The organism is Halorussus sp. AFM4 (genome assembly GCF_051194995.1).
Classification (GTDB): domain Archaea; phylum Halobacteriota; class Halobacteria; order Halobacteriales; family Haladaptataceae; genus Halorussus.
Map to the genome: position 1 here is coordinate 383,173 of NZ_JBNTJT010000001.1, position 19,975 is coordinate 403,147.

General features: G+C 69.4%; 24 protein-coding genes and 1 tRNA gene. 13 read left to right on the top strand and 12 right to left on the bottom strand.

Features of this window, described 5'->3' with window-relative positions; translation table 11 throughout:
• Positions 1-31 precede the first annotated feature (31 nt).
• The 4 genes from ACQUQF_RS01925 to ACQUQF_RS01940 all read left to right on the top strand — a co-directional run bounded on the left by ACQUQF_RS01925 (position 32) and on the right by ACQUQF_RS01940 (position 3,664).
• Positions 32-1,036: a winged helix-turn-helix domain-containing protein gene (locus tag ACQUQF_RS01925; protein ID WP_435175179.1), complete on the top strand. Its 1,005-nt coding sequence runs from the start codon at positions 32-34 to the stop codon at positions 1,034-1,036.
• A gap of 62 nt (positions 1,037-1,098) precedes the next feature.
• Positions 1,099-2,067, top strand: a complete 969-nt coding sequence (locus ACQUQF_RS01930) for a WD40/YVTN/BNR-like repeat-containing protein (protein WP_435175181.1) — start codon at positions 1,099-1,101, stop codon at positions 2,065-2,067.
• Between the two features lie 128 nt (positions 2,068-2,195).
• Entirely contained in the window at positions 2,196-3,047 is an 852-nt protein-coding gene (locus ACQUQF_RS01935) for a translation initiation factor eIF-2B (protein WP_435175183.1), read from the top strand.
• Positions 3,048-3,199: 152 nt separating this feature from the next.
• Positions 3,200-3,664, top strand: coding sequence for a hypothetical protein (locus ACQUQF_RS01940; RefSeq protein ID WP_435175185.1), 465 nt, complete (start codon positions 3,200-3,202; stop codon positions 3,662-3,664).
• Between the two features lie 12 nt (positions 3,665-3,676).
• Here the strand turns inward: ACQUQF_RS01940 and ACQUQF_RS01945 are convergent, their stop codons facing one another.
• The 5 genes from ACQUQF_RS01945 to ACQUQF_RS01965 all read right to left on the bottom strand — a co-directional run bounded on the left by ACQUQF_RS01945 (position 3,677) and on the right by ACQUQF_RS01965 (position 7,688).
• Complete coding sequence (locus ACQUQF_RS01945; protein WP_435175187.1) at positions 3,677-4,792, bottom strand: Gfo/Idh/MocA family protein; 1,116 nt, start codon at positions 4,790-4,792, stop codon at positions 3,677-3,679.
• A gap of 76 nt (positions 4,793-4,868) precedes the next feature.
• Positions 4,869-5,606: a class I SAM-dependent methyltransferase gene (locus tag ACQUQF_RS01950; RefSeq protein WP_435175189.1), complete on the bottom strand. Its 738-nt coding sequence runs from the start codon at positions 5,604-5,606 to the stop codon at positions 4,869-4,871.
• 97 nt (positions 5,607-5,703) lie between these two features.
• On the bottom strand, positions 5,704-6,087 hold the full coding sequence (locus ACQUQF_RS01955) for a DUF7522 family protein (protein ID WP_435175191.1): 384 nt from the start codon (positions 6,085-6,087) through the stop codon (positions 5,704-5,706).
• A 69-nt stretch (positions 6,088-6,156) separates the two neighbouring features.
• Entirely contained in the window at positions 6,157-7,125 is a 969-nt protein-coding gene (locus tag ACQUQF_RS01960; protein WP_435175193.1) for a sugar phosphate isomerase/epimerase family protein, read from the bottom strand.
• A gap of 50 nt (positions 7,126-7,175) precedes the next feature.
• Complete coding sequence (locus tag ACQUQF_RS01965) at positions 7,176-7,688, bottom strand: helix-turn-helix domain-containing protein (RefSeq protein WP_435175195.1); 513 nt, start codon at positions 7,686-7,688, stop codon at positions 7,176-7,178.
• A gap of 169 nt (positions 7,689-7,857) precedes the next feature.
• On the opposite strand from ACQUQF_RS01965, the gene ACQUQF_RS01970 reads away from it, so the two are divergent.
• Genes ACQUQF_RS01970 through ACQUQF_RS01980 form a run of 3 tightly spaced genes read left to right on the top strand, consistent with a single transcriptional unit; the run spans position 7,858 to position 9,430 of the window.
• Complete coding sequence (locus tag ACQUQF_RS01970) at positions 7,858-8,268, top strand: DUF7344 domain-containing protein (protein WP_435175197.1); 411 nt, start codon at positions 7,858-7,860, stop codon at positions 8,266-8,268.
• A complete protein-coding gene (locus ACQUQF_RS01975) occupies positions 8,265-8,996 on the top strand; it encodes a DICT sensory domain-containing protein (protein WP_435175199.1) in 732 nt (243 codons plus the stop codon). Before ACQUQF_RS01970 ends, ACQUQF_RS01975 begins: the two co-directional genes overlap by 4 nt.
• Before the next feature lie 32 nt (positions 8,997-9,028).
• Entirely contained in the window at positions 9,029-9,430 is a 402-nt protein-coding gene (locus ACQUQF_RS01980; protein WP_435175201.1) for an acyl-CoA thioesterase, read from the top strand.
• 164 nt (positions 9,431-9,594) lie between these two features.
• Here the strand turns inward: ACQUQF_RS01980 and ACQUQF_RS01985 are convergent.
• A tRNA-Leu gene (locus tag ACQUQF_RS01985) sits at positions 9,595-9,679 on the bottom strand.
• A 124-nt stretch (positions 9,680-9,803) separates the two neighbouring features.
• On the opposite strand from ACQUQF_RS01985, the gene ACQUQF_RS01990 reads away from it, so the two are divergent.
• Positions 9,804-10,361, top strand: coding sequence for a DUF420 domain-containing protein (locus ACQUQF_RS01990; protein ID WP_435175203.1), 558 nt, complete (start codon positions 9,804-9,806; stop codon positions 10,359-10,361).
• 63 nt (positions 10,362-10,424) lie between these two features.
• On the opposite strand, the gene ACQUQF_RS01995 is transcribed toward ACQUQF_RS01990, so the two are convergent.
• The 4 genes from ACQUQF_RS01995 to purF form a co-directional block, all read right to left on the bottom strand.
• Positions 10,425-10,667 carry a hypothetical protein gene (locus ACQUQF_RS01995; protein WP_435175205.1) on the bottom strand — a complete coding sequence of 81 codons (243 nt, stop codon included), beginning with the start codon at positions 10,665-10,667 and terminating at the stop codon, positions 10,425-10,427.
• Between the two features lie 67 nt (positions 10,668-10,734).
• A complete protein-coding gene (locus tag ACQUQF_RS02000; protein ID WP_435175207.1) occupies positions 10,735-11,145 on the bottom strand; it encodes a hypothetical protein in 411 nt (136 codons plus the stop codon).
• 102 nt (positions 11,146-11,247) lie between these two features.
• On the bottom strand, positions 11,248-11,925 hold the full coding sequence (locus ACQUQF_RS02005) for a hypothetical protein (RefSeq protein WP_435175209.1): 678 nt from the start codon (positions 11,923-11,925) through the stop codon (positions 11,248-11,250).
• 121 nt (positions 11,926-12,046) lie between these two features.
• Complete coding sequence (purF, locus tag ACQUQF_RS02010) at positions 12,047-13,573, bottom strand: amidophosphoribosyltransferase (protein ID WP_435175211.1); 1,527 nt, start codon at positions 13,571-13,573, stop codon at positions 12,047-12,049.
• Between the two features lie 385 nt (positions 13,574-13,958).
• On the opposite strand from purF, the gene ACQUQF_RS02015 reads away from it, so the two are divergent.
• Positions 13,959-14,510, top strand: a complete 552-nt coding sequence (locus tag ACQUQF_RS02015) for a hypothetical protein (protein WP_435175213.1) — start codon at positions 13,959-13,961, stop codon at positions 14,508-14,510.
• Between the two features lie 28 nt (positions 14,511-14,538).
• On the opposite strand, the gene ACQUQF_RS02020 is transcribed toward ACQUQF_RS02015, so the two are convergent.
• Positions 14,539-15,330 carry a hypothetical protein gene (locus ACQUQF_RS02020; protein ID WP_435175215.1) on the bottom strand — a complete coding sequence of 264 codons (792 nt, stop codon included), beginning with the start codon at positions 15,328-15,330 and terminating at the stop codon, positions 14,539-14,541.
• A 144-nt stretch (positions 15,331-15,474) separates the two neighbouring features.
• On the opposite strand from ACQUQF_RS02020, the gene ACQUQF_RS02025 reads away from it, so the two are divergent.
• Together ACQUQF_RS02025 and ACQUQF_RS02030 are read left to right on the top strand one after the other, a co-directional pair.
• On the top strand, positions 15,475-15,969 hold the full coding sequence (locus ACQUQF_RS02025; protein ID WP_435175217.1) for a nuclear transport factor 2 family protein: 495 nt from the start codon (positions 15,475-15,477) through the stop codon (positions 15,967-15,969).
• Positions 15,970-15,971: 2 nt separating this feature from the next.
• Complete coding sequence (locus ACQUQF_RS02030; RefSeq protein WP_435175219.1) at positions 15,972-16,169, top strand: hypothetical protein; 198 nt, start codon at positions 15,972-15,974, stop codon at positions 16,167-16,169.
• 63 nt (positions 16,170-16,232) lie between these two features.
• Here ACQUQF_RS02030 and ACQUQF_RS02035 read toward each other — a convergent pair whose 3' ends face one another.
• Entirely contained in the window at positions 16,233-17,186 is a 954-nt protein-coding gene (locus ACQUQF_RS02035) for a zinc-dependent metalloprotease (RefSeq protein WP_435175221.1), read from the bottom strand.
• An 829-nt stretch (positions 17,187-18,015) separates the two neighbouring features.
• On the opposite strand from ACQUQF_RS02035, the gene ACQUQF_RS02040 reads away from it, so the two are divergent.
• Positions 18,016-19,245 carry a Cdc6/Cdc18 family protein gene (locus ACQUQF_RS02040; protein ID WP_435175223.1) on the top strand — a complete coding sequence of 410 codons (1,230 nt, stop codon included), beginning with the start codon at positions 18,016-18,018 and terminating at the stop codon, positions 19,243-19,245.
• Positions 19,246-19,510: 265 nt separating this feature from the next.
• Positions 19,511-19,687: a DUF7501 family protein gene (locus tag ACQUQF_RS02045; protein WP_435175225.1), complete on the top strand. Its 177-nt coding sequence runs from the start codon at positions 19,511-19,513 to the stop codon at positions 19,685-19,687.
• Positions 19,688-19,975: the final 288 nt, after the last annotated feature.

Genomic DNA, 19,975 nt, shown 5'->3' on the forward strand with positions numbered 1-19,975 from the left:
TTTACGTGCATTGCTGCCCGAGGCTACCTACATGGGAAGCGAGCCGAACGGGGACGACGCCGCACCGCTCTCGCCCGACGAGGCGTTCGCCGCCATCGGCCACGAGATCCGGGTCGGCATCCTGGAGGCGCTCGCGACGACCGACCGGGCCGACCGGCCGGTCCCGTTCTCGGCGCTCCGCGAGCGCGTCGGGACGGTCGACTCCGCGAAGTTCAACTACCACCTCGACGAGCTCGTCGGCCACTTCGTCGAGCGAACCGACGAGGGCTACGGGTTCCAGCCGGCCGGAAAGCGGGTCGCCGAGGCCATCCTCTCGGGCGCGGTGACCGACGACCCCGTCGTGGAGCTGAGCCGGATCGACGAGTCCTGCCACTACTGCGGGGCCCCCATCGAGGTGACCTACCGCCGGGAGCGGGTCGCGGCCTACTGCCCGGAGTGCGACGGCACGTTCGGCAGCAGCAACGTCCAGGACGCCGAGCCGGCCATTCCGGACGAGTACGGCTTCCTCGGCAATCTCGACCTGCCGCCCGCGGGGGTAACTGATCGGACCCCGAGCGAGATTTTTGCTGCCGCCCACACCTGGAGCCTGGCCGACCGGCTGCTGGCGGCCAGCGACACCTGCCCGCGCTGCGCGGCGACGTTCGACGAGTGGATCGACGTCTGCGGGGACCACGACCGCGAAGACGGGGGCTGCGAGCGCTGCGGGAATCGGTACGCCGTCCTGCACTCGGCCAGCTGCACCAACTGCACGTTCGACCAGCGCGTCCCGTTCGGGCTCGCCCTCCTCGACGACGCGAGGCTCCAGGCGTTCCTGACGGGGCACGGCATCAACCTCGTCTCGCCGGAGTACGAGCGGTACGCGTCCGCGGTAATGGACTACGAGGAGACCGTCCTCGCCGGCGAGCCGTTCGAGGCGCGGTTCACGTTCACCGCCGGCGGCGAGGCCATCAGCCTGACCGTCGACGACGAGTTCGAGGTGGTCGACGTCGTCGAGCACGAGGCGTTTCGAGACGGCGAGGAGTCGGCGGAACCCTAACTCGGACTACAAAAGTACAGTACGGCAAACACTTACCGGGGCCCTCGACGAAGGAGTCGCGTATGCTCGTCGCAGGTAGCGAGAACGGAGTGCACGCGGTGACCGGCATCGACGGGGACGGACCGGTGACCGTGCGGCGCGTCCTCGACGCGGGACCCGTGATGCGCCTTCGGACGCTCGACGGATTCGAAGGAGTGTTCGCCGCCACGGAGACGGGGCTGTACCACTCGTCCGACGCGGACGAGTGGACGAACCTGGACGTCCCGCGCGAGAAGGTGTACGCGGTCGCTGCGGGCGCCGGCGGCAGGCTGTACGCGGGGACCCGTCCCGCGCACCTGTACGTCGCTCGGGCGAGCGACGAGAGCGAGTTCACTCGCGGTCTGGAGTGGCGAGAGCTGCGGGGGATCCAGGAGCTCCCGTCGCGGGACGAGTGGCGGTTGCCCCGGCACGAGAACCTCGCGCAGGTCCGGGACGTCCACGTCCATCCCGCGAGTCCCGGCCGGGTCGTGGTCGGCGTCGAGGTCGGCGGTGTCCACGTGAGCGACGACGAGGGAGAGACCTGGACGGAGCGCCGCGACGGCGTCGACGACGACGTCCACGAACTCCGGTTGGTCGGTCCGGACGAGTTCGTCGCCGCGACGGGGTTCGGGCTGTTCCGCACCGCGGACGCGGGTCGGTCGTGGACGCGGCTCGACGAGGGGTACGACCAGCGATACTTCCGCTCGGTGGTCGCGGTCGACGGCGTGATCTACGCCGGCGCCGCGCTCGCCCACACGGCGACCTGGGACGACGAGGACGCCGACCCGGAGCTGTTCGCGTGTCGCGACGGCGAGACGCTCGAACGGGTCGAGCACCCCCGACCCGACGAGACCGTCACCGGAATGAGCGACGTCGACGGCGCGCTCGTCGCGGCGACTCACCGCGGCACGGTGATGCTGCGGCGGCCCGACGGCTGGGTCGTCGCCGGCTCGCTCCCCGTCTCCGGTCGACTCGCCGGGAGCTACACGCCGCTCCTGTCGTTCGACGGGTGAGGCCGACTGCCGGCGGCTCACCGTCGACCGAGACGAGGCCGACTCGCCCCGGCCATTCCGAGCGGGGGTTCGGAGGAACTCACCCCCGAGAAGCAAGACCTTTGGCCCGCCGCAGAGACCGTTCGGGTATGATAGACGAGACGGTCGAGGAGATCCGGGAGATGCAGACCCACAGCTCCTCCGTCGTCGCCGTGAAGGCCGCCCGGGCGCTCGAGGACCTGCGCGACCGCGAGTTCGCGTCGGTCGAGGACTTCCAGCGCGACCTCGAACGCAACTCGTCGGCGCTCCGGCGGGCCAACCCCTCCCACGCCTCGCTGGTGACGACCCAGCGCGCCATCGTCTCGATGGTCGAGGACGCCGACCCCGGGACGGTCGCCGAGGCGAAGGACGCGCTCGCGGCGGCCGTCGACGACGTGGTCGAGCAGGTCGAGACCGCCAAGCAACGGGCCGCCGAGAACGCCCAGGAACTGCTCGCGGACGGCGCGACCATCCTGACCCACGACTACTCCTCGACCGTGCTGGAGGCCATCGAGCGGGCGGTCTCGGACGGCCGGTACCTCACGGTGTACGTCACCGAGGCCCGGCCGCGCTACCTCGGCCGGAAGACCGCCCGGGTGCTCGCGGAGATGGACCGGGTCGACGCCCACCTCGTGGTCGACGGCGCTTCGGGCCACTACCTGCCGGAGTGCGACCGGGTGCTCATCGGGATGGACTGCATCGTCGACGACACCCTCTACAACCGGATCGGCACGTTCCCGCTGGCCGCGACCGCCGACGAGGTCGGGGTGCCCGTGACCGTGGTGGGGTCGTCGGCCAAGCTCGTCGGCGAGGGGTTCCGGTTCGAGAACGACTTCCGGTCGCCCAGCGAGGTGCTGCTGGAGCCCGCCGAGGGGTTCACGGTCGAGAACCCGGCCTACGACGCGACCCCGACCGACCTGCTCGACGCCGTGGTCACCGACGAGGGCGTCCGGGAGTGCTGAGGACGGGCGGTGGAGTTCTGCCGACGGACGGCCGAACGTTCTGATGACGAACGCCCGGGAATTCTGTCGACGGACGGCCGGGACTCCCGGCGACGGACGCCCGAGTGCCGTAGCCAGCAGGCCGAAGGGCTCCCCTGTCGTGAGTCCGCGCCATGGAACCGAGAAGCCGGCTCGCACACAACCTCACCGCCGAGTCGGAGGCCTACGGCTACACCCTGACCATCTGGGGGTCGGGCGCGATGCTCATCTACAAGGTCCGGACGCCGGACCTCTTCCACATCCTCCTGCTGGCGTTCGGGGCGATACTCGCCTTCGCGGTGCTCGGGGCGATAGCCTTCAGGCAGATGGTCCGCGAACCCGACGAGGACGACACGCCGCTCGTCGTCACCTCGATGGTCCACGTCGTCTCCACGCTGGGGAACCTCGTCCTCTCGTACCTCCTGGTCCGGTTCGTCGTCAGCGCCGCCACCCCGCGCTGGATCGCCTTCCCGCTCGTGGGGTTCCAGGCCACCTTCCTCTACAACGTCCTGCTCCTGCTGGAGGACTTCCTCTCGGAGGAGTTCGTCGAGCAGACCCGCTTCGGCGAAGACGTCGACGACGTCGAGGAGATGGAGTGACCCGCGGACCCCCTACGCCACGTCGACCCACTCGCCGCGCTCGTCGCTCTCCTGGATCGCCGAGAGGACCCGCTGGACCGCGAGGCCGTCCTCGAAGTCGGGGTGGTACTCCTCGCCGTCGGCGATAGCCGAGAGGAACTCGTAGTTCTCGTGGACGAAGGTGTGCTCCCACCCGATGACGTGGCCCGGCGGCCACCAGTGGTCGACGTAGGGGTCCTCGGCGTCGGTGACCAGCACCGTCTCGTACCCCCGGTCGCCGCCCCGCAGGACCTCCAGTTCGTTCAACCGCTCCAGCGAGAACTTCAGGCTCCCCTCGGACCCGTGGACCTCGATGGCGTGGTCGTTCTTGTGACCGTTCGCGAACCGGGAGGCCTCGAACGTCGCCATCACGCCGTCTTCGAGCTCGGCCTGCGCGGAGTAGGCGTCGTCGACCGTGACGGGCCGGGTCTCGGGGTCGCCGTCGCCCCCGCCGCCCTCCACCGGGCGCTCGTCCACGAACGTCCGGAGGTGGCCCGAGACGCGCTCGACGTCGCCGACAAGGAACCGGGCGAGGTCGACGGTGTGGGCGCCGAGGTCGCCCAGCGCGCCGCTGCCGGCGAGCTCCTCGCTGTTCCGCCACGACCACGGCGCCTCGGGGTCGACCAGCCAGTCCTGGAGGTAGCGCCCCCGGAAGTGGTGGATCTCGCCGAGTTCGCCGTCCTCGATGAGGTTCTTCGCGTACCGGACGGCCGGGACGAACCGGTAGTTGAACGCGGTGGCGGTCGGGACCCCGGCCTCAGCGGCGGCGTCGGCCATGCGCTCGGCCGATTCGAGGTCGTTGGCCAGCGGCTTCTCGCAGAGGACGGGCGTGCCCGCCTCCAGCGCCGCGACGGAGGGCTCGGCGTGGACGTGGTTCGGCCCGAGGTTGTAGAAGGCGTCGACCTCGTCGACCACGTCCGCCCAGTCGGTCGCGGTCCGCTCGAAGCCGAGGCGGTCGGCCGCGTCGGCCAGCGCCGCCTCGTCGCGTCCGACGAGCACGTGGCGCTCGACCTCAGGGGCCTCCGGGAAGAACATCGGTAGCCGCGCCATCGCGTTGGCGTGCGCTTTGCCCATGAACCGGTAGCCGAGGACGCCGACTTTGAGGGTCATCGCCTCGGACGTACTCGGGGCAGGCCCTTATCGTTTCAGGCGTCGGGTGGTGGGAATCCGCTTCGCGACTCTGCTGTCAGTCGACCGCCGCGCGGACGACGAGCAGCTGCGGGTCGGCCATCGCGGCCGCGTACCGGTCGGGGCGGTGCTCGCGGAACGCCTCGCGCGGCCTGGGCTCCTCGAACGCCTCGATCCGGAACCCCGACGAGACGACGGCGTCGACGACCTCGCCCATCGGTCGGTAGTACGTCGGGATGTCAGCGCCGGGCCACGGATTGGCGAACTCCGCCACTTCGTAGTAGTCGGCGTCGGTCCCCTCCCGGAGGTAGCGGGGATGGACGGTGGCGAACGCGAGCGTCCCGTCGACGGCGAGGACGCGCCGGAACTCCTCGAAGACGGGCGGCCACGACTCGACGTGGCTCAGCGCGAGGTTGCTGACGACGAGGTCGAAGGCCCCGTCTGCGAAGTCCAGGGGGTCGGTCAGGTCGGCCCGGCGGAACGTAGCGCTATCGCCGAACCGGTCGCGGGCCGCCGCGATAGCGCGGTCGCTGACGTCGACGCCGACCACCGCGGCCCCGCGGTCGAGGAACCAGCCGACGTGGTCGCCCCGGCCGCACCCGGCGAGCAGCACCCTGTCGCCCGCGACGTCGGGGAGGACTGCCGCGAGCGCGGGCCAGGCGTAGTGGCGCTGGAAGTGGCTGTCGCCCCACGGGCTCTCGGTCGGGTCGAGGTCGCCGGCGTCGGCGCTCTCGGCGAGTTGGTCGTATCCCGCTGCGACCGTCGAACGCGGAGCATCGGAGTTGTCCTCTCCCAAGCTTTCCCTCGCCACCGCGTAGCACGGAGCGACTGATATTCTTTCTATTCCGTCCGGCGGCGCGGGATTCGGTGCTACCCGGCCGCGGGGGAGTCGCTCACGCCGGGTCGTGCTCTTCGAGCACCGACCCGACCGCCGAGGCGAGCTCCTTGAACAGGTTCATCTCCATCTCGTCGGTCGTCACGAAGGCGCCGTGGTCGCCGACGATCACCCGGGTCACGTAGCCGCGCTCGAACACCCGGATGTTGAACAGGTAGTCGCCGAGCTCGGTGTCCTGGTACACCGCCTGCGTCCGGAACCCCAGCCGCTCGTTGTCCGCGAAGCCGACGAGGTCGGCGTCGGCCTCGAGGCCCTCGCGGAGGTAGACCTGCTCCTCCTCGTCTTCGGTGAAGTACGTGATGCTCCGGAGCTCGTCGCCCACGCTCGTTCGGGCGGCGCTGACGAGCTGGTCGGCGAGTTCGTCCGCTGCGATGTCCCCCATGGCTGGACCGTCGACCCGCAGCAGGAAAAGTGCTAGTGGCGGTCCTCGGGCTCCGGGAACCGGCCCCGATCAGGCCCAGTAGGCCTCGCCGGGCCGGTCGCGGAACACCGCGCGCTGGAGCATCGCCACCGCCTTCTCCAGCCCCTCGTTGGAGCTGGTCAGCGAGTCCTCGTGTTCGATGGAGAGCGCGCCGTCGTAGCCGACCATCCGGAGGGTGCTCACGACGTCCTTCCAGTGGTCCTCGCCGTGGCCGTAGCCGACCGACCGGAACAGCCACGACCGGTCGGGCTCCTCGTCGTACGGCACCGTGTCGAGCACGCCCTTGTACCGGGCGTTGGCGTCGTACACCTTGGTGTCCTTGGCGTGGAAGTGGTGGATGGCGTCGTGCTCGCCCAGGAACCGGATGGCGTCGGTGACGTCGATGCCCTGCCAGTAGAGGTGCGAGGGGTCGAAGTTCGCGCCGATGCGCTCGCTGGTCTCCTCGCGCAGCCGGAGCATCCCCGAGGGCTCGTACACCAGCATGTTCGGGTGCATCTCGATGGCGACGTCGACGCCGTGGTCGGCGGCGTGCTCCGCGACGTCCTGCCAGTACGGGACGGCGACCTCCTCCCACTGGTACCGGTGGGCCTCGGCGTGCTCGCCGGGCCACGGCGCGGTGATCCAGTTGGGCGTCTCGTCGTCCGGGCTCCCCGCCGGCAGCCCCGAGAACGTCGTGACCGTGTTCACGTCGAGCTGGTCGGCGAGCTCGATGGCCTCCCGGAGCTCGGTGTCGGCCCGCTCGGCCGTCTCGTCGTCGGGGTGCAGGGGGTTGTTGTGGGTCGCCAGCGCCGAGATGCGCATCTCGTACTCGTCGAGCAGGTCGAACAGGTGGTTCTGGGCCTCGTCGTCGTCGAGGTACTCCTCGCGGGGGAGGTGGTCGTCGCCGGGGTGGCCTCCGCAGCCGAGTTCGACCGCGTCGACCCCGATGCCGTGGAGGTACGCCAGGGCGTCGTCGAGCGACTGTCCGCCGAGCGGAACGGTGAGAACGCCGATGTCCATACCTCGTCTCACCACGGACGCCGGAATAAAATTGTGGGGCGGCCGGGGCCTCAGCGGCTCTCGGCGAGCTGCACGTCGAGCCGGTCCTCCAGGGCCTCGATGAGCGACCCGCCGACGTTGGCCTGGTTCGCCCGGCCCTGCTCGACCGCCAGCAGGTCGTTCTCGGGCACGTCGAGCTCCGCCGCCAGCTCGTCGCGGGTGAGCCCCTCGTCCTGGCGGGCGCGTTCGACCGTCTCGCCGTAGTCCGTCACGAGGTACGGCAGCGGATCGTCGTCGTAGTTGGTCCCCTCCTTCTCCCAGTGGCTGGAGTCGCCGTCGTAGACGCCGCTGGCCTTCGCGGCGTTCTGGGCGGCCTTCTTCTTCCGGTCTCGCCCGTCGTCGCCGCCCGATCGCGACTGCGTCTTCTTCGCGTTGTCGTTGTGCGAGGACGCGCAGTTCGAGCAGACCCGGAGCTGCGCCCCCGCCACGTTCGCCTCGGTCAGCGCGTCGCTCGACTTGCCACAGAGTTCGCACGAGCCGCCGCTACCGCCGCCGGACGACCCACCAGTCGAGTACTTAGCCATACACCCCTGTTGGGGCACGACGCATTTGAATACCCCGCTTGGCGGGCGGGCGAGCGGGCCCGCCCCGCGGTGGCGGTCCGGGTCGGAACCGCGTTCGCGGTCCGGGGCCCCGGTCAGACTCTCCGGCGGCCGAACACTCTTTACGCACGAACCCCGAGACGTGGTGACGATGGGCGCGGATCCACCCGACGACGGTTCCGAGACGGTGGGGGAGATATTCGACGTCCTCTCGCGGCCCGAGCGCCGGCTGCTGCTCTACTACCTCCGCGACAGGGAGGCGGCCTCCGTCGAGGAGCTGGCGACCGCGGTGGCGGGCTGGCTCCAGGCCCGCCGGGATCCGACCGAGGTCGTGACGCCGAGCGAGCGAGAGCGGGTCCGGGCGTCGCTCCACCACGTCGACCTCCCGAGACTCGAAGCGGCCGAGCTGGTCCGGCGCGACCGCGAGTCGGGCGAGGTCGCGCTCGACGAGCCGCCGCAGGTGTTCGAGGACATCCTGTCCCAGGCGCTCGCCCAGGAGCGACTGGTCGCCGAACGAACCGCCGGCGAAACGGCCGACGAGACCGACCCCGAGAACAGATGACGCTCCGGGACTTCGTCGACGAGATCGCGTCGTACCGCCGGACGCTCACCGTGTACGCGCCCGAGCCCGACGGGGCGCTCGAGCGCTACTTCGAGACGCGGAACGTGACCGTCGAGCACGAGCCGATCCCCGACGACGGCTCGGGCGGGTTCGTCGTCGTGACCGCCGACGGGGAGTTCGTCGGGAGCCTGGGTCTGCCCGCGGTCCGGGAGCTGGTCCTGCCGACGGTCGAGGAGCGGGAGCTCGGCCCCAACGAGTCGATCCGCGTGCCGATGAACCTGCTCGCGGACACCACCTTCGTCTCGTTCGACGCGCGCCAGCTGCTGGTGGCGACCCGCGAGATCGAGGACCGGGCCTACCGGCGGGGCCGGGGCACGCTCCGGTCCGGCTTCCAGACGCTCGGCCGACTGGTGCCCCAGCGGCGCAAGTACGAGCGACTGGCGGGCGAGACGGAGCTCGACGTCCACGTCTACGGGCTGCCCGACGCCGAACCGGAGCTGGCGGACGCCGCGGTCCACGCCGTGGACGCCGACGAGATCGCGAGCCACTGGTTCGTCGTGTTCGACGGCGGGGGCGACGACCGCCAGGCCTGCGCGCTCCTGGCCGAGCAGGTCGACGACGACCCGCGGTCGTTCCGGGGGTTCTGGACCTACGACCCGGGGACGGTCGCCGACGTCGACGAGTACCTCCGGGCGACGTACGGGGACGAGCGAGCCGGAAAGCGATAGACCGAACTTGGCCGACCCCCGACGTGTGACCGATGACCGACTACTCGTTCACCGCGGACGTGGAGGTCCGCTTCCGGGACATCGACGCGATGGGACACGTCAACAACGCGGTGTACGCGACGTACCTCGAACAGGCCAGGACGGCCTACTTCGACGCGGTGCTGGACGCCTCGCTGGCCGAGGTCAGCACCGTCCTGGCGACCCTCGAACTCGACTTCCGGCGACCGGTCGAACTCGGCGACGAGGTGACGGTCGCCACGCTCGTACCGGAGCTCGGCCGGTCGTCCATCCCGATGCGGTACGAGGTCCGTGCCGACGGTGCGGTGGCCGCCGTCGGCGAGACCGTGCAGGTGGCGGTCGACGAGGAGACCGGCGAGTCGAGGCCGCTCCCCGACGACTGGCGCGAGCAGATCCGGGAGTTCGAGGGGCTGTAGGCGGCCGTCTGTCCGACTCCGGGCGTCGCCGAGAAGCGGAGAGCCGTCGCTCGGGAGAAACGGAGAGCCATCGCTCGGAAGTTTGCGTCGAAAGGAATTGTGCGTGGGTGCAGTCCCAAGGGACTCCACCTGCATCCTTCGCGCGGCGGAACCGCGCTATGCGATGCGTGGGACCGGATTTGAACCGGCGGACCCCTACGGGACAGCGCCCTCAACGCTGCGCCGTTGGCCTAGCTTGGCTACCCACGCTCGCCGGGTCACTTTCCGCAGTCAAAGGTAGACACTACCCGAATAAAATGCCTTTCGTTTCAACACGGGGACGGCACCGCCACACACGGCAAGGCGTATTTCGCTGGGGTCCCTACCGCCGACCATGCAGCGACTCGCCGAGCGCCACGTCCCCGCCCTGACCGGGCTCCTGACCGTCGTCTCGCTCGCGCTGGTGTTCGCGGCCGCCCTGCGCGTCGTGCCCGAGGGCGCGCTCCCGCGGGCCCCCGACGCCGTGCTCGCGGCCATCCCGCACGTCAACGCCGCCATCAGCACCGTCGCGTTCGCGGTCGTCGCGGCCTCGTGGCGGGCGATCCGGCGGGGGAAGGTCGACCGCCACCGCAAGGGGATGCTCGCGGGCGTCGTCCTCTTCGCGGCGTTCCTGACCCTCTACCTCTACCGGGTCGCGCTGCTCGGGCCGACCCACTTCGACGGTCCGCAGTTCGTCGAGCAGTTCGTCTACTACCCGATTCTCGGGATTCACGTCCTGCTGGCCGTCATCTGCATCCCGCTACTGTACTACGTGCTGCTGCTGGCGCTGACCCGGCCCGCAGCCGAACTCGCGTCAACGAACCACCCCCGAGTCGGCCGGGTCGCGGCGTCGCTGTGGCTGACGTCGTTCGCGCTCGGCGTGGTCGTGTACCTCATGCTGTACCTGTTCTGAGGCCGGGTCGCTCCGTCCGGGACGAGGACACCGCCTTCGCTCCGGCGAGTCACCCCCTCGCCTTCACTCCGACAGTTCGCCCTCGTAGGTCTCCAGCAGCACCTCCCAGGCGTCGTACCCGGCGTGGTAGTGGCTGGCGAGGACGCGGCCGTTGCGCCCGAGTTCGACGGCGTGTCGCGGCTCCCGGAGCTGCACCCACCGGAGTTCAGGTCGCGGGCGGGCCGGCCCGGACTCCTCGGCCTCGGCGCGCTCGGCGGTGTCGTCGGCGGCTTCTCCGCGCGGGGACCTGTCGCGGCGGCGAGCCATCTCCGGAACCCACGGTGTCAACCGGATTAACAGTTGTGGCCCGTCGAGCGCCGACGGTCGCGCGACTCTACTGCCCGTCGGAGCCGTCGCCGCCGGACTTGCGGCTGTCGCCGCTCCCGTCGTCGCTACCGGACTCGTCGCTCCCGACGTCGATGCTGATGCTCTCGGTCCGCTCGCTCCCGTCGGACCCGCCGCCCTCGCCCAGGAACTTCGTCCGGAGGTCGTCGGCGACCGACTGGACCTGGTCGCGCAGCGTCTCGACCTCCCGCTCGAACTCCTCGACCGTCCGCTCGACGTGGTACACACGCGAGGCGGGGATGCGCCGCACCAGGTCCCGGCCCCGGTCGTCCTCGCCGGTCTTGACGATCCAGTGGTCCTGGAAGTACGCCAGGTGCTCGTTCTGGACGTTCTTCTCGGCGGTCTCGCCGTCCGGTGCCTCGTAGGTGATCGTCGCCTCGCCGAGGTCTTCCTCGACCATAGCGGGTTGTCGGCCTCGAAACGGGTAGTGACTGTGGCCGTCCGCCGTCGGCGGGGTCGCGTGTCAACATGCGTGGCGCTCGCTGGATCTGGAGCGTGGCGCTCACTGGATCTGGATGTGCTGGCGGGCGCAGTCGGCGAAGTAGAGGTGGTCGCGCTTCGGGTACCCCTCCGGGCGCGGGTCGTTGCGCTCGCCGCAGAGGTTGACCCCGCCGCCGCCGTGGCCCATCGGCGTCCGGTTCCACGACCGCGTCTCCTCGTCGACCCAGGTCCGGCCCCAGCTGCGCTCGTGGCCGCCGGCGTGGAGGTTGTGGCCGAGCTCGTGGAGCGCGCCGTAGACGCAGTGGCGCGGGTCGTCGGGTCGCACCCACTCGGCCACGTCGGCGTCCTCGGTGAGCGTCCCGCCGGGCGCGACGGCCGCCCGCTTGCCCAGCTTCGAGATGCCGCCGCCCTTCCGGTCGGTGAGCAGCAGGTTCGAGTCCTTCCGGACCTGCGGGGTGGCCCCGTCGGCGAGGTGCTCGGCCCACTGGTTCAGCTGGGTGCGCTTGTTCTCCCGGCCGGGTCGCGACGGCGCGACGTCCTGGACCGGCGGCAGGTCCCAGACCACGCGGTAGGGGATTCCCAGTCGCTCGAACGCCCGCTCGACGTACGTCGCGACCTGCGCCTCGGGGTGGCCCTTCGCGCGCTTCGAGAGGTCGCCGGTCTGCCGGACCGACACCTCCACGGTCGGTCGCTCGGCCCCGACCGGTTCCGGCACGTTCGATAGCTCTTTGTATCGCACGGGGGGACTCCGTGACTCGCGGGCATAGGTTCTCCGGCCGGGGAGGAGGGAATGGGGAGTACCGTCAGTCGTCGGCGGTACCGTCACTCGTCGGCGGGACAGTCACTCGTCGGCGGTACCGTCAGTCGTCGGCGCTCGCGGACTCGCCGACGTCGGGGCGAGGGTTGTCGGCGTGGTCGGCGTCCATCTCCTCGCCCTCGATGTCGTAGGGGTACTCGCCGGTGACGCAGCCCATGCAGAGGTCGGCCCGCTCCTCGCCCAGCGCGTCGGCGACCGCGTCCGGCGAGAGGTAGCCGAGGCTGTCGGCCTCGATCTCCTCGCGGATCTCCTCGACCGACCGGTCGGCGGCGATGAGCTCCTCGCGGGTCGCCATGTTGATGCCCATGTAGCAGGGCGCGGCGATGGGCGGCGCGCCGATGCGCATGTGGACCTCGGCGGCGCCGCAGTCCTTGAGCAGGGCGACCAGTTGGGTCGAGGTGGTCCCGCGCACGATGCTGTCGTCGACCAGCGTGACGGTCTTGCCCTCCACCGTCGACTTGATGGGGTTCAGCTTGAGGCGGACCGCCCGCTCGCGCTCGTCTTGGGTCGGCATGATGAACGTCCGCCCGACGTACCGGTTCTTCATCAGCCCCTCGGCGAACTCGACGTCGGCGCCGTCTTCCTGGGCGGCCTCGGCGTAGCCCGAGGCGAAGGCGCGCCCGGAGTCGGGGACCGGCATCACGACGTCGGTGTCGATGCCGCTCTCCTCCCAGAGCTTCCGGCCCAGCTCCCGTCGGACCTCGTAGACCAGGTTGCCGTCGATGACGCTGTCGGGCCGGGCGAAGTAGACGTGCTCGAAGAAGCAGTGGGCGGTGTGCTCGCGCTCGAACAGCTGGTAGGAGTCGAACCCCTCGCCGTCGGGGTTGAGGACGACGAGTTCGCCGGGCCGGACGTCCCGGACGAGCTCGCCGTCGAGAGTGTCGATGGCGGCCGACTCGCTGGCGACGACGTAGCCGTCGTCGAGCTCGCCGATGCAGAGCGGCCGGTTGCCCTCCGGGTCCCGGACGCCCAGCACGGTGTCGTCGTGCATGATAGTCAGCGAGTACGAGCCGTGGATCCGGCCCATCGTGCGCTTGACCGCCCGGACCAGGTCGGCCTCCAGCAGGTTGCGCGCCAGGTCGTGGGCGATGACCTCGGTGTCGCCGTCGGAGGTGAACGCGTGGCCCTGCGCCGCGAGCTCGTCGCGAACCTCGTCGGCGTTGACCAGGTTGCCGTTGTGGCTCAGCCCGAGAGCGCCGCTCCGGAACGAGACCGTGAACGGCTGTGCGCACGACTTGTCGACGCTCCCCGCGGTCGGGTAGCGGACGTGGCCGATGCCGGCGCTCCCGCGCAGGCTCTCGATGTCGTCCTCGGTGAAGGCGTCGCCGACCAGCCCCATCTCGACGTGGTCGTGCTGCTGGAACCCGTCGTGGGTGACGATGCCCGCCGACTCCTGGCCGCGGTGCTGGAGCGCGTACAGCGAGTAGTAGAGCGGCCGCGCGGCGTCGCGCTCCGCGAGCGAGACCCCGACGACGCCGCACTTCTCGGTCGGCCCGGAGAGGGCCGCGGGGTCGTGTGCATCGGCGTTCTCGGTCGGACTACTGGGGACCGGGTCCCGGCCGTCTGGCATGGACGGAGCTACCGCGCCGGCGTAGTAAAAACCCTCGCTATCGTGCCGAAATCTCCGCCGGCCGGCGCCGAAGTATGCACGTCCGCGGATATTTCGCGTCCAGTGTCAAAGAGCGCGTCCAGCGCCAAAGAGCGGCCGCGTGGGGTCAGGGCGACCCTGACGGTGTCACAGGAACACCAGAACCGCGCCGGAGGTGATGTAAATACACACCGGAACCACGGCGGAGGTGTAGAAAGGCACACCGGAACCCGCCGGAGATGGTGGAAAGGCACACCGGAACTGCCCGGAGGTGCTGGAAGGACACCGTAAGCGCGGCCTGAACGCGGCCGCGGTACTGTCGGGACCGATACGTTAATCCGCTCGCGGTCGCTGGATTCACGTAGCCATGCGGATACGCGAGTGGCAGGACATCGTCGAGGACGTGGTCGAGAAGGACGTCGACCCCGACGACTGGCGGGCGGTCGGGGGCAAGCGGGCCGGCGGCGTCGGCGAGGACCTCTACCTCGGCCACCCGCGCGCCGGCGTCTACCTCCTCAAGACCTACGCCAAGAACCCCTACGAGGTCCGGGGGGTCGGCAGTCGGGTCGCGCGCAAGCTCGACGACGAGATCGGCTCGTTCCTCCCCGAGGAGGAGTCGGGCGGCCGGTTCGCGGTCCGCAGCCCGCCCGAGGACGAGGACGACGCCGAGGAGAAGGCCCGCCACCTCCAGGAGGTCGTCAAGGCCCACGCCGACGCGCCCACCACGCCCGACGACTTCTTCGACGACGTGATGGAGGCGCTCGACAGCCCGGCGTTCGGTCCGATGGACTTCGACCGGTACGGGCGGCCCGACCCCGCCGAGGAGCTCTCCGACCGGTTCGAGGAGGCCGAGGACCTGCTCAACGAGGAGCTCGACGACCTCATCGACGAGGACGACGTGGGTCGCGGCTTCCAGTGACGGCAGTCGGTGATTTTTCGGCCGTCCGTCAGTCCAGGTAGGTCGTCGTCCCCTCGCGGCGGGAGTCGAGCCAGGTGACCCCGTCGACCGACTGCATCGCCTCGACGGCCGCGGGCGTCGCCGTCACGTCGACCCGGAGCCACCCGGTCCCCTCGACGGTCACGCCCGCCATCGCGCGGAGTTCTGCGGCGACGGCGGCGGTCCGGTTCTCGGCCCGGCGCTCGACTTCCTCCTGAAGTGCCTGCTTGTACTCCGTGTCGGTCAGGTCCTCGCGGTCGACGGCCGCCCCGGCCGCGGTGCGATTTATCTCGGCGACCGAGACCGTCACCGGGATCTCCTCGTCGGAGCCTGCGGACCGTAGCTGCCGGTTGAGTTCGCGGCTCACGTTGCCGTACTTCCGCTCGTATGCCCGGTCGGCCCGGGCCTCGACCGCGTCGCGGTCGGCTACGGTTCCGTTCTCCGCGACGAACACCCCGAGCGTGCGGCCCGACTCGCGGTTCCGGACCTTCGCCGAGTAGTAGCACTCGCCGAGCAGCGGGTAGTCGACGAAGGCGTCGTTGACGACCGAGACGTTCGCGGCGTCGGCGCCCGCCTCCTCGGCGACGTGGGCGACGGCGATGTCGCGATACCGATCTCTGCTATCGGGACAGTCGACGGGCGCAGATGCGGGCGACTCGCCGCTGTCTGTGGTCGGTCCGGCGGCGGTCGTCGCGGCATCGGAGGTCCGCTCGCTCGCCGGACCGCCGGACGCGCCGAGACAGCCCGCGGAGACGACGAGGACGACCAGCAGGCCGGCGACCGCCGCGTTCGGTCGGGTCATTGTCGGGGCCAGGCGGTCGGCCGGTAAATGCTTTCAGGAGGGTGAAACGGCGATTGTAACCATCGGCGTGGCCGCCGGGCCGACCGCGCACCCGGCGTGCGTATCGAACGAAGGCTTAAGCGGGTCCGCCGACACCGATTTCGCATGGACCCGACCGAAACCGTCGAGGAGTACTACGGCGCGCTCCGGCGGGGCGACCCTCTCGCGCCGTACTTCGCCGGCCGCGAGGACGTCGTGAAGTTCGGGGTACGCGAGCGGCTCGCGGGCGGCGAGGCCGTCGCCGAAGGGCTCCGCGAGCAGACGCGGACCACCGACGACTGGCGCGTCGAGAGCCGGGACCTGCGGGTCACCGCCCGCGATTCGGTCGCGTGGTTCACCGACGACGTCGGGCTGGCGTGGACCGACGCGGGCGGCGACCGGCGGTCGTTCGACACGCGCTGGAGCGGCGTCCTGGAGCGTCCGGACGGTGAGGTCGCGGACCGTCCCGAGAGCGAGGTCGCGGAGCATCCGGAGGACGATGTCGCGGAACATCCGGAGGGCGAAGCCGCGGAACGTCCAGAGGGCGATGCCGCAGAGCGTCCGGGGAGCGGCGACTGGCGCTTCGTCCAGATGCACGTCAGCGCCCCCCGCGACTGGTGACGATGGTCGGGCCACCGTCTCGCGAGGAGAAGCGCGAAGCGATGAACCGGCTCAAGGCCGCCATCGTGGTGCTCGTCGGCGCGTCGGCGGGGCTCATCACGCTGTCGGGCGGCGGGTCGCTGCTCCAGGTCGGGGTGGCGATCGTCGCGGGACTCGTGGTCGGCGCTGTTCTGCTCGCCTACCTGGTCCGGATCGCGTGACAGGAGAGGAGGCGTGACAGAAGAGGAGGCGTGACAGGAGAGGAGTAGACGATACCCGCAGTCTCAGGGACTCACGCGCGCCAGCCACCGCTGGGGGTCGTCGAGTTCGGCGTCGGTCGGCAGGTTCTCCGGGCGGTCCCAGACCGCGCTCGCGCCCTCGATGCCCCGCTCGGCGGCGACCGCGTCGAAGAACGCCTTGCCGCGCTCGTACTGCCGGCGCTTCAGGCCCAGCCCCAGCAGTCGGCGGACCAGCCGGGAGAGCGGGTCGCCGCCGCGCCGGCGGGCCTCCATCTTCTCGCGGAGGTCGGCGTACTCGTCGTCGAACGCGCCGTCCATCAGGAGCTCGGCGTACCCCTCGACCGCGGTCATCGCGGCGTCGAGTTCGCGGAACGCCTCGCGGTCGAGGCGGCCGTGCGCCAGCGCGTCGATGCCCGACTCCATCCGCTCCTCGAGGTGGTCCGAGAGCCACGGTGCCGCGCCGAACTCCGCAGCGTGGGTCACCTCGTGGAACGCGATCCAGCGACGGAAGCGGTCGTAGCTCACGTCGAGCTCGCCGGCGATCCGCTCGATGTTCGGCCGGACGAAGTAGAGGGCGTGCTCGTCGCCCTCCGCGAGCAGGAGCGGGTCGTACTGCCCGAGGACGTTCTTGGCGAGCACGGAGAGCATCACCGACATCGTCCCGGTGTTGATGGTCCGGGCGACGCCCGGCATGACCGCGGGGCCGTGCTCCTCGACCGGGTGCATCACCCGCCGGAAGGTGTCGATGTTGGCGTCGATCCAGTGGTGGCGGTTCTGCACCTCGACGGTGTCCGGGACGTCGAAGTCGGCACCCGACACCTCCCGGACTCGGCTCCGGGCGTCGCGCACGTCTGCCGCGTATCCTTCGCGCTCGGCCGCAGAGAGGTCCAGCGAGCCGGGCGGCGTGACCGCCTTGGCGGCCTCGCCGACCGCGTCCCAGTCGATGGGTCCGTCGCCCGACGCGTCGGCGATCGCCCGGACGCTACGATAGAGATTCACGGTTTCAGTTGGAGACGAGTCGTCAAAATCTTTCTGCCGTCGGTCGGCGGGTCTGTTCCCCGTCTCCGCGCCTGTCCCTCGGTCCGGGTCGGGGATTTCAGTCGGGGCCCACACCACCGTCGCGTTTGTAAGAGCAAGCGGTGGGTTCGGTCGGTCGGCGAGGGCCTCGGCCCCTGACACCACTGTCGCGGATGTATCTCGGGATCTCTTCCCCAGAGACAATCCGATACGTGATATCTGCAGTAGAGCCATTCAATACACAGAAAATACGGCATTTACATCCGCGATGGTGGTGTGTGTTCAACAACTAGACGCGTCTGCCGTTACAGACGCGACGGGGGTGTGTCAGTGTCCCACTCGAATCCTGTCTGCCGCCCACATCTTTCGCCTATGCATAACCCTACTTACAAATATTCTCACTTACCCCTTCCACTCACCTCTTCCACTCACATCCTCACACTTACACCCTCTCACTCACCCCTCCCACTTCCACCCCCACTCACAAATTCCGTCACCGCACGCCGACTCGGAACACGTTCCCGTACCGAACCGGGAACACAGCTCCGCGCCGGCCACCCCTCCTCCCCACTCCGTCCGGCGTCTTACATCCGCGAGGGGGGTGTCTGCGGGAATCCTCGACAGCTCTCCGCGAACACCGGTGACGCTCGGGAGTTGCCCCCTTCCCGACCGAACATCCGCGAAGGTACTCCGAATCGGCGGTTCGTTCGAACAGGTTCCAAACCCACTCCTCCCGACGCTGGCCGGCGAGATACATCCGCGACGATACCCCCTCCATTTATGTGCTGAAGTGCGAACCCACTGCCAGCAGATGGCCACCGACGACGACGTAGACCGCGACCCGCTCTTCCGGTACGACGAACCGATCTTCGCCGACGAGGACCTGCTGCGCATCTCCCACCTCCCCGGTCCGAACCGGATCGTCGGCCGCGACGAGCACATGCAGAAGGTCGCCGAGGCGCTCAACCCCGCGATCTTCGGCCAGGAGCCGACCCACCTCTTCATCTTCGGCAAGACCGGGACCGGCAAGTCGCTCATCTCCCGCAGCGTCTCGAAGCGCGTCGAGAACGAGGCCCGCCACGAGGACGTCGACGTCGAGACGGCGTTCATCGACTGCGGCGAGCAGACGACCGAGGCGTCGGTCATCAAGACCCTCGGCCGGGAGCTCAACGACCGGAGCGAGACCGGCATCTCGGTGCCCCAGCGCGGGCTCGGCACCGGCGACTACTACGACCGGCTCTGGCAGATCATCGACGCCTGCAGCGACGTGGCGATCATCATCCTCGACGAGATCGACATGCTGGAGGACGACGAGGTGCTCCGAAAGCTCTCCCGAGCGGGCGAGAACCGGCGCGTGACCGACTCGACCATCGGCATCATCGGCATCTCGAACAAGATCGATTTCCCCGACGAGCTCAACGAGCGTGTCAAGTCGAGCTTCGCCCACGACGAGCTCGTGTTCCCGCCGTACGACGCCCACCAGCTGGTCGACATCCTCCAGAACCGCGCCGACGCCTTCCGCGACGGGGTGCTCTCGGACGACGCCGTCCCGCTCACCGCCGCGCTGGCCGCCCAGGAGCACGGCGACGCCCGCAAGGCCATCGACATCCTCCGGAACGCCGGCCGGATCGCCACCAAGGAGGAGGACGAGATGGTGACCGAGGAGCACGTCTACGCCGCCAAGGAGAAGACCGAGGCCGACCGATTCGCCGAGCTCATCGAGGGCGCGCCGACCCAGGCGAAGGCGATACTGCTCGCGCTGACCGTCCTGACCGAGAACAAGCCCCGCGACCAGTTCCCGACCCAGCAGATCTACCGGCAGTACCAGTCCATCGCGCGCAAGCTCGACATGGACTCGCTGTCCGAGCGCCGGGTCCAGGAGATCCTCCAGGAGCAGGACTTCCTCAACGTCATCAACTCCGAGACCAAGGGCCGCGGTCGGGGCCGCGGGGTCCACACCAAGCACCGACTGCTCGAGGACCCCGACATCGTCAAGAAAGTCCTCAACCGCGATTCCCGGATCGCGGACCTCGGTATCTGAGCCGTACGACCGGGCTTCTGAGCCGTACCGTCGAGTATCTGAGCTGTACTGCCGGGTCTCTCAGCCATACTGCCGGGACCCTCAGCCGTACCGCCGTATCTCTAAGCAGCACTACTGTTCTCGGCCGTTACCTCGGTTCTCCTGTCCGCTTCTCGTCGAAATAGCGTCAGCCTCCAGGGAGTGTATAAGGCACATACTAGGTAGATAAAGGTATCTAAGACATACCTGGACAGAACTTATACGTCCGGACGTGGCGATTCGAACCATGTCAGCCACCACGACCTGGAACGACCCGAACGACTGCCCGTTCTGCGGGAGCGAGCTTCAGAACCCCGGCGCGGGGTTCATCGACCACATCGAGGAGAACCCGGACTGCGAGGCCGGCTTCGAGACGTGGCGCAGCAACATCACCGACGACATCTGCGGCGGCTGGTCCGGGTAACCCGAGCAGCGTTCTCCGAGGCCGAACTCTTTTCGCTGGTGACCCCGCTGAGGACCAGATAGACCTCCTCTCAGTGGATAGTAGCTCCCTGCTGCGTGGCGGAGATTCACGGGGTAAAAATAATAGGTGTCCTAATATTGGTAATGTCGAATTAGGGAATCTTATAGGAAGGCTTATCAGGACGTCGCGGTTACGGACTTCCACGATGAGATGCCCCCAATGCAGCGGTGAACTCGTAGACGCGCACGGGTACGAGTCGTGCCGGCAGTGCGGTCACATCCCGCCGCA

Excerpts from the sequence above, each read along its gene's own strand:
- ACQUQF_RS01925 (WP_435175179.1), top strand. The coding sequence starts at position 32 with ATGGGAAGCGAGCCGAACGGGGACGACGCCGCACCGCTCTCGCCCGAC.
- ACQUQF_RS01980 (WP_435175201.1), top strand. The coding sequence starts at position 9,029 with ATGACCGACTACTCGTTCACCGCGGACGTGGAGGTCCGCTTCCGGGAC.
- ACQUQF_RS01930 (WP_435175181.1), top strand. The coding sequence starts at position 1,099 with ATGCTCGTCGCAGGTAGCGAGAACGGAGTGCACGCGGTGACCGGCATC.
- ACQUQF_RS01965 (WP_435175195.1), bottom strand. The coding sequence starts at position 7,688 with ATGGCTAAGTACTCGACTGGTGGGTCGTCCGGCGGCGGTAGCGGCGGC.
- ACQUQF_RS02025 (WP_435175217.1), top strand. The coding sequence starts at position 15,475 with ATGGACCCGACCGAAACCGTCGAGGAGTACTACGGCGCGCTCCGGCGG.
- ACQUQF_RS01960 (WP_435175193.1), bottom strand. The coding sequence starts at position 7,125 with ATGGACATCGGCGTTCTCACCGTTCCGCTCGGCGGACAGTCGCTCGAC.
- ACQUQF_RS01945 (WP_435175187.1), bottom strand. The coding sequence starts at position 4,792 with ATGACCCTCAAAGTCGGCGTCCTCGGCTACCGGTTCATGGGCAAAGCG.
- purF (WP_435175211.1), bottom strand. The coding sequence starts at position 13,573 with ATGCCAGACGGCCGGGACCCGGTCCCCAGTAGTCCGACCGAGAACGCC.
- ACQUQF_RS02000 (WP_435175207.1), bottom strand. The coding sequence starts at position 11,145 with ATGGTCGAGGAAGACCTCGGCGAGGCGACGATCACCTACGAGGCACCG.
- ACQUQF_RS01990 (WP_435175203.1), top strand. The coding sequence starts at position 9,804 with ATGCAGCGACTCGCCGAGCGCCACGTCCCCGCCCTGACCGGGCTCCTG.
- ACQUQF_RS02015 (WP_435175213.1), top strand. The coding sequence starts at position 13,959 with ATGCGGATACGCGAGTGGCAGGACATCGTCGAGGACGTGGTCGAGAAG.
- ACQUQF_RS01975 (WP_435175199.1), top strand. The coding sequence starts at position 8,265 with ATGACGCTCCGGGACTTCGTCGACGAGATCGCGTCGTACCGCCGGACG.
- ACQUQF_RS01955 (WP_435175191.1), bottom strand. The coding sequence starts at position 6,087 with ATGGGGGACATCGCAGCGGACGAACTCGCCGACCAGCTCGTCAGCGCC.
- ACQUQF_RS01935 (WP_435175183.1), top strand. The coding sequence starts at position 2,196 with ATGATAGACGAGACGGTCGAGGAGATCCGGGAGATGCAGACCCACAGC.
- ACQUQF_RS02030 (WP_435175219.1), top strand. The coding sequence starts at position 15,972 with ATGGTCGGGCCACCGTCTCGCGAGGAGAAGCGCGAAGCGATGAACCGG.
- ACQUQF_RS01940 (WP_435175185.1), top strand. The coding sequence starts at position 3,200 with ATGGAACCGAGAAGCCGGCTCGCACACAACCTCACCGCCGAGTCGGAG.
- ACQUQF_RS02040 (WP_435175223.1), top strand. The coding sequence starts at position 18,016 with ATGGCCACCGACGACGACGTAGACCGCGACCCGCTCTTCCGGTACGAC.
- ACQUQF_RS01995 (WP_435175205.1), bottom strand. The coding sequence starts at position 10,667 with ATGGCTCGCCGCCGCGACAGGTCCCCGCGCGGAGAAGCCGCCGACGAC.
- ACQUQF_RS02045 (WP_435175225.1), top strand. The coding sequence starts at position 19,511 with ATGTCAGCCACCACGACCTGGAACGACCCGAACGACTGCCCGTTCTGC.
- ACQUQF_RS02020 (WP_435175215.1), bottom strand. The coding sequence starts at position 15,330 with ATGACCCGACCGAACGCGGCGGTCGCCGGCCTGCTGGTCGTCCTCGTC.
- ACQUQF_RS01970 (WP_435175197.1), top strand. The coding sequence starts at position 7,858 with ATGGGCGCGGATCCACCCGACGACGGTTCCGAGACGGTGGGGGAGATA.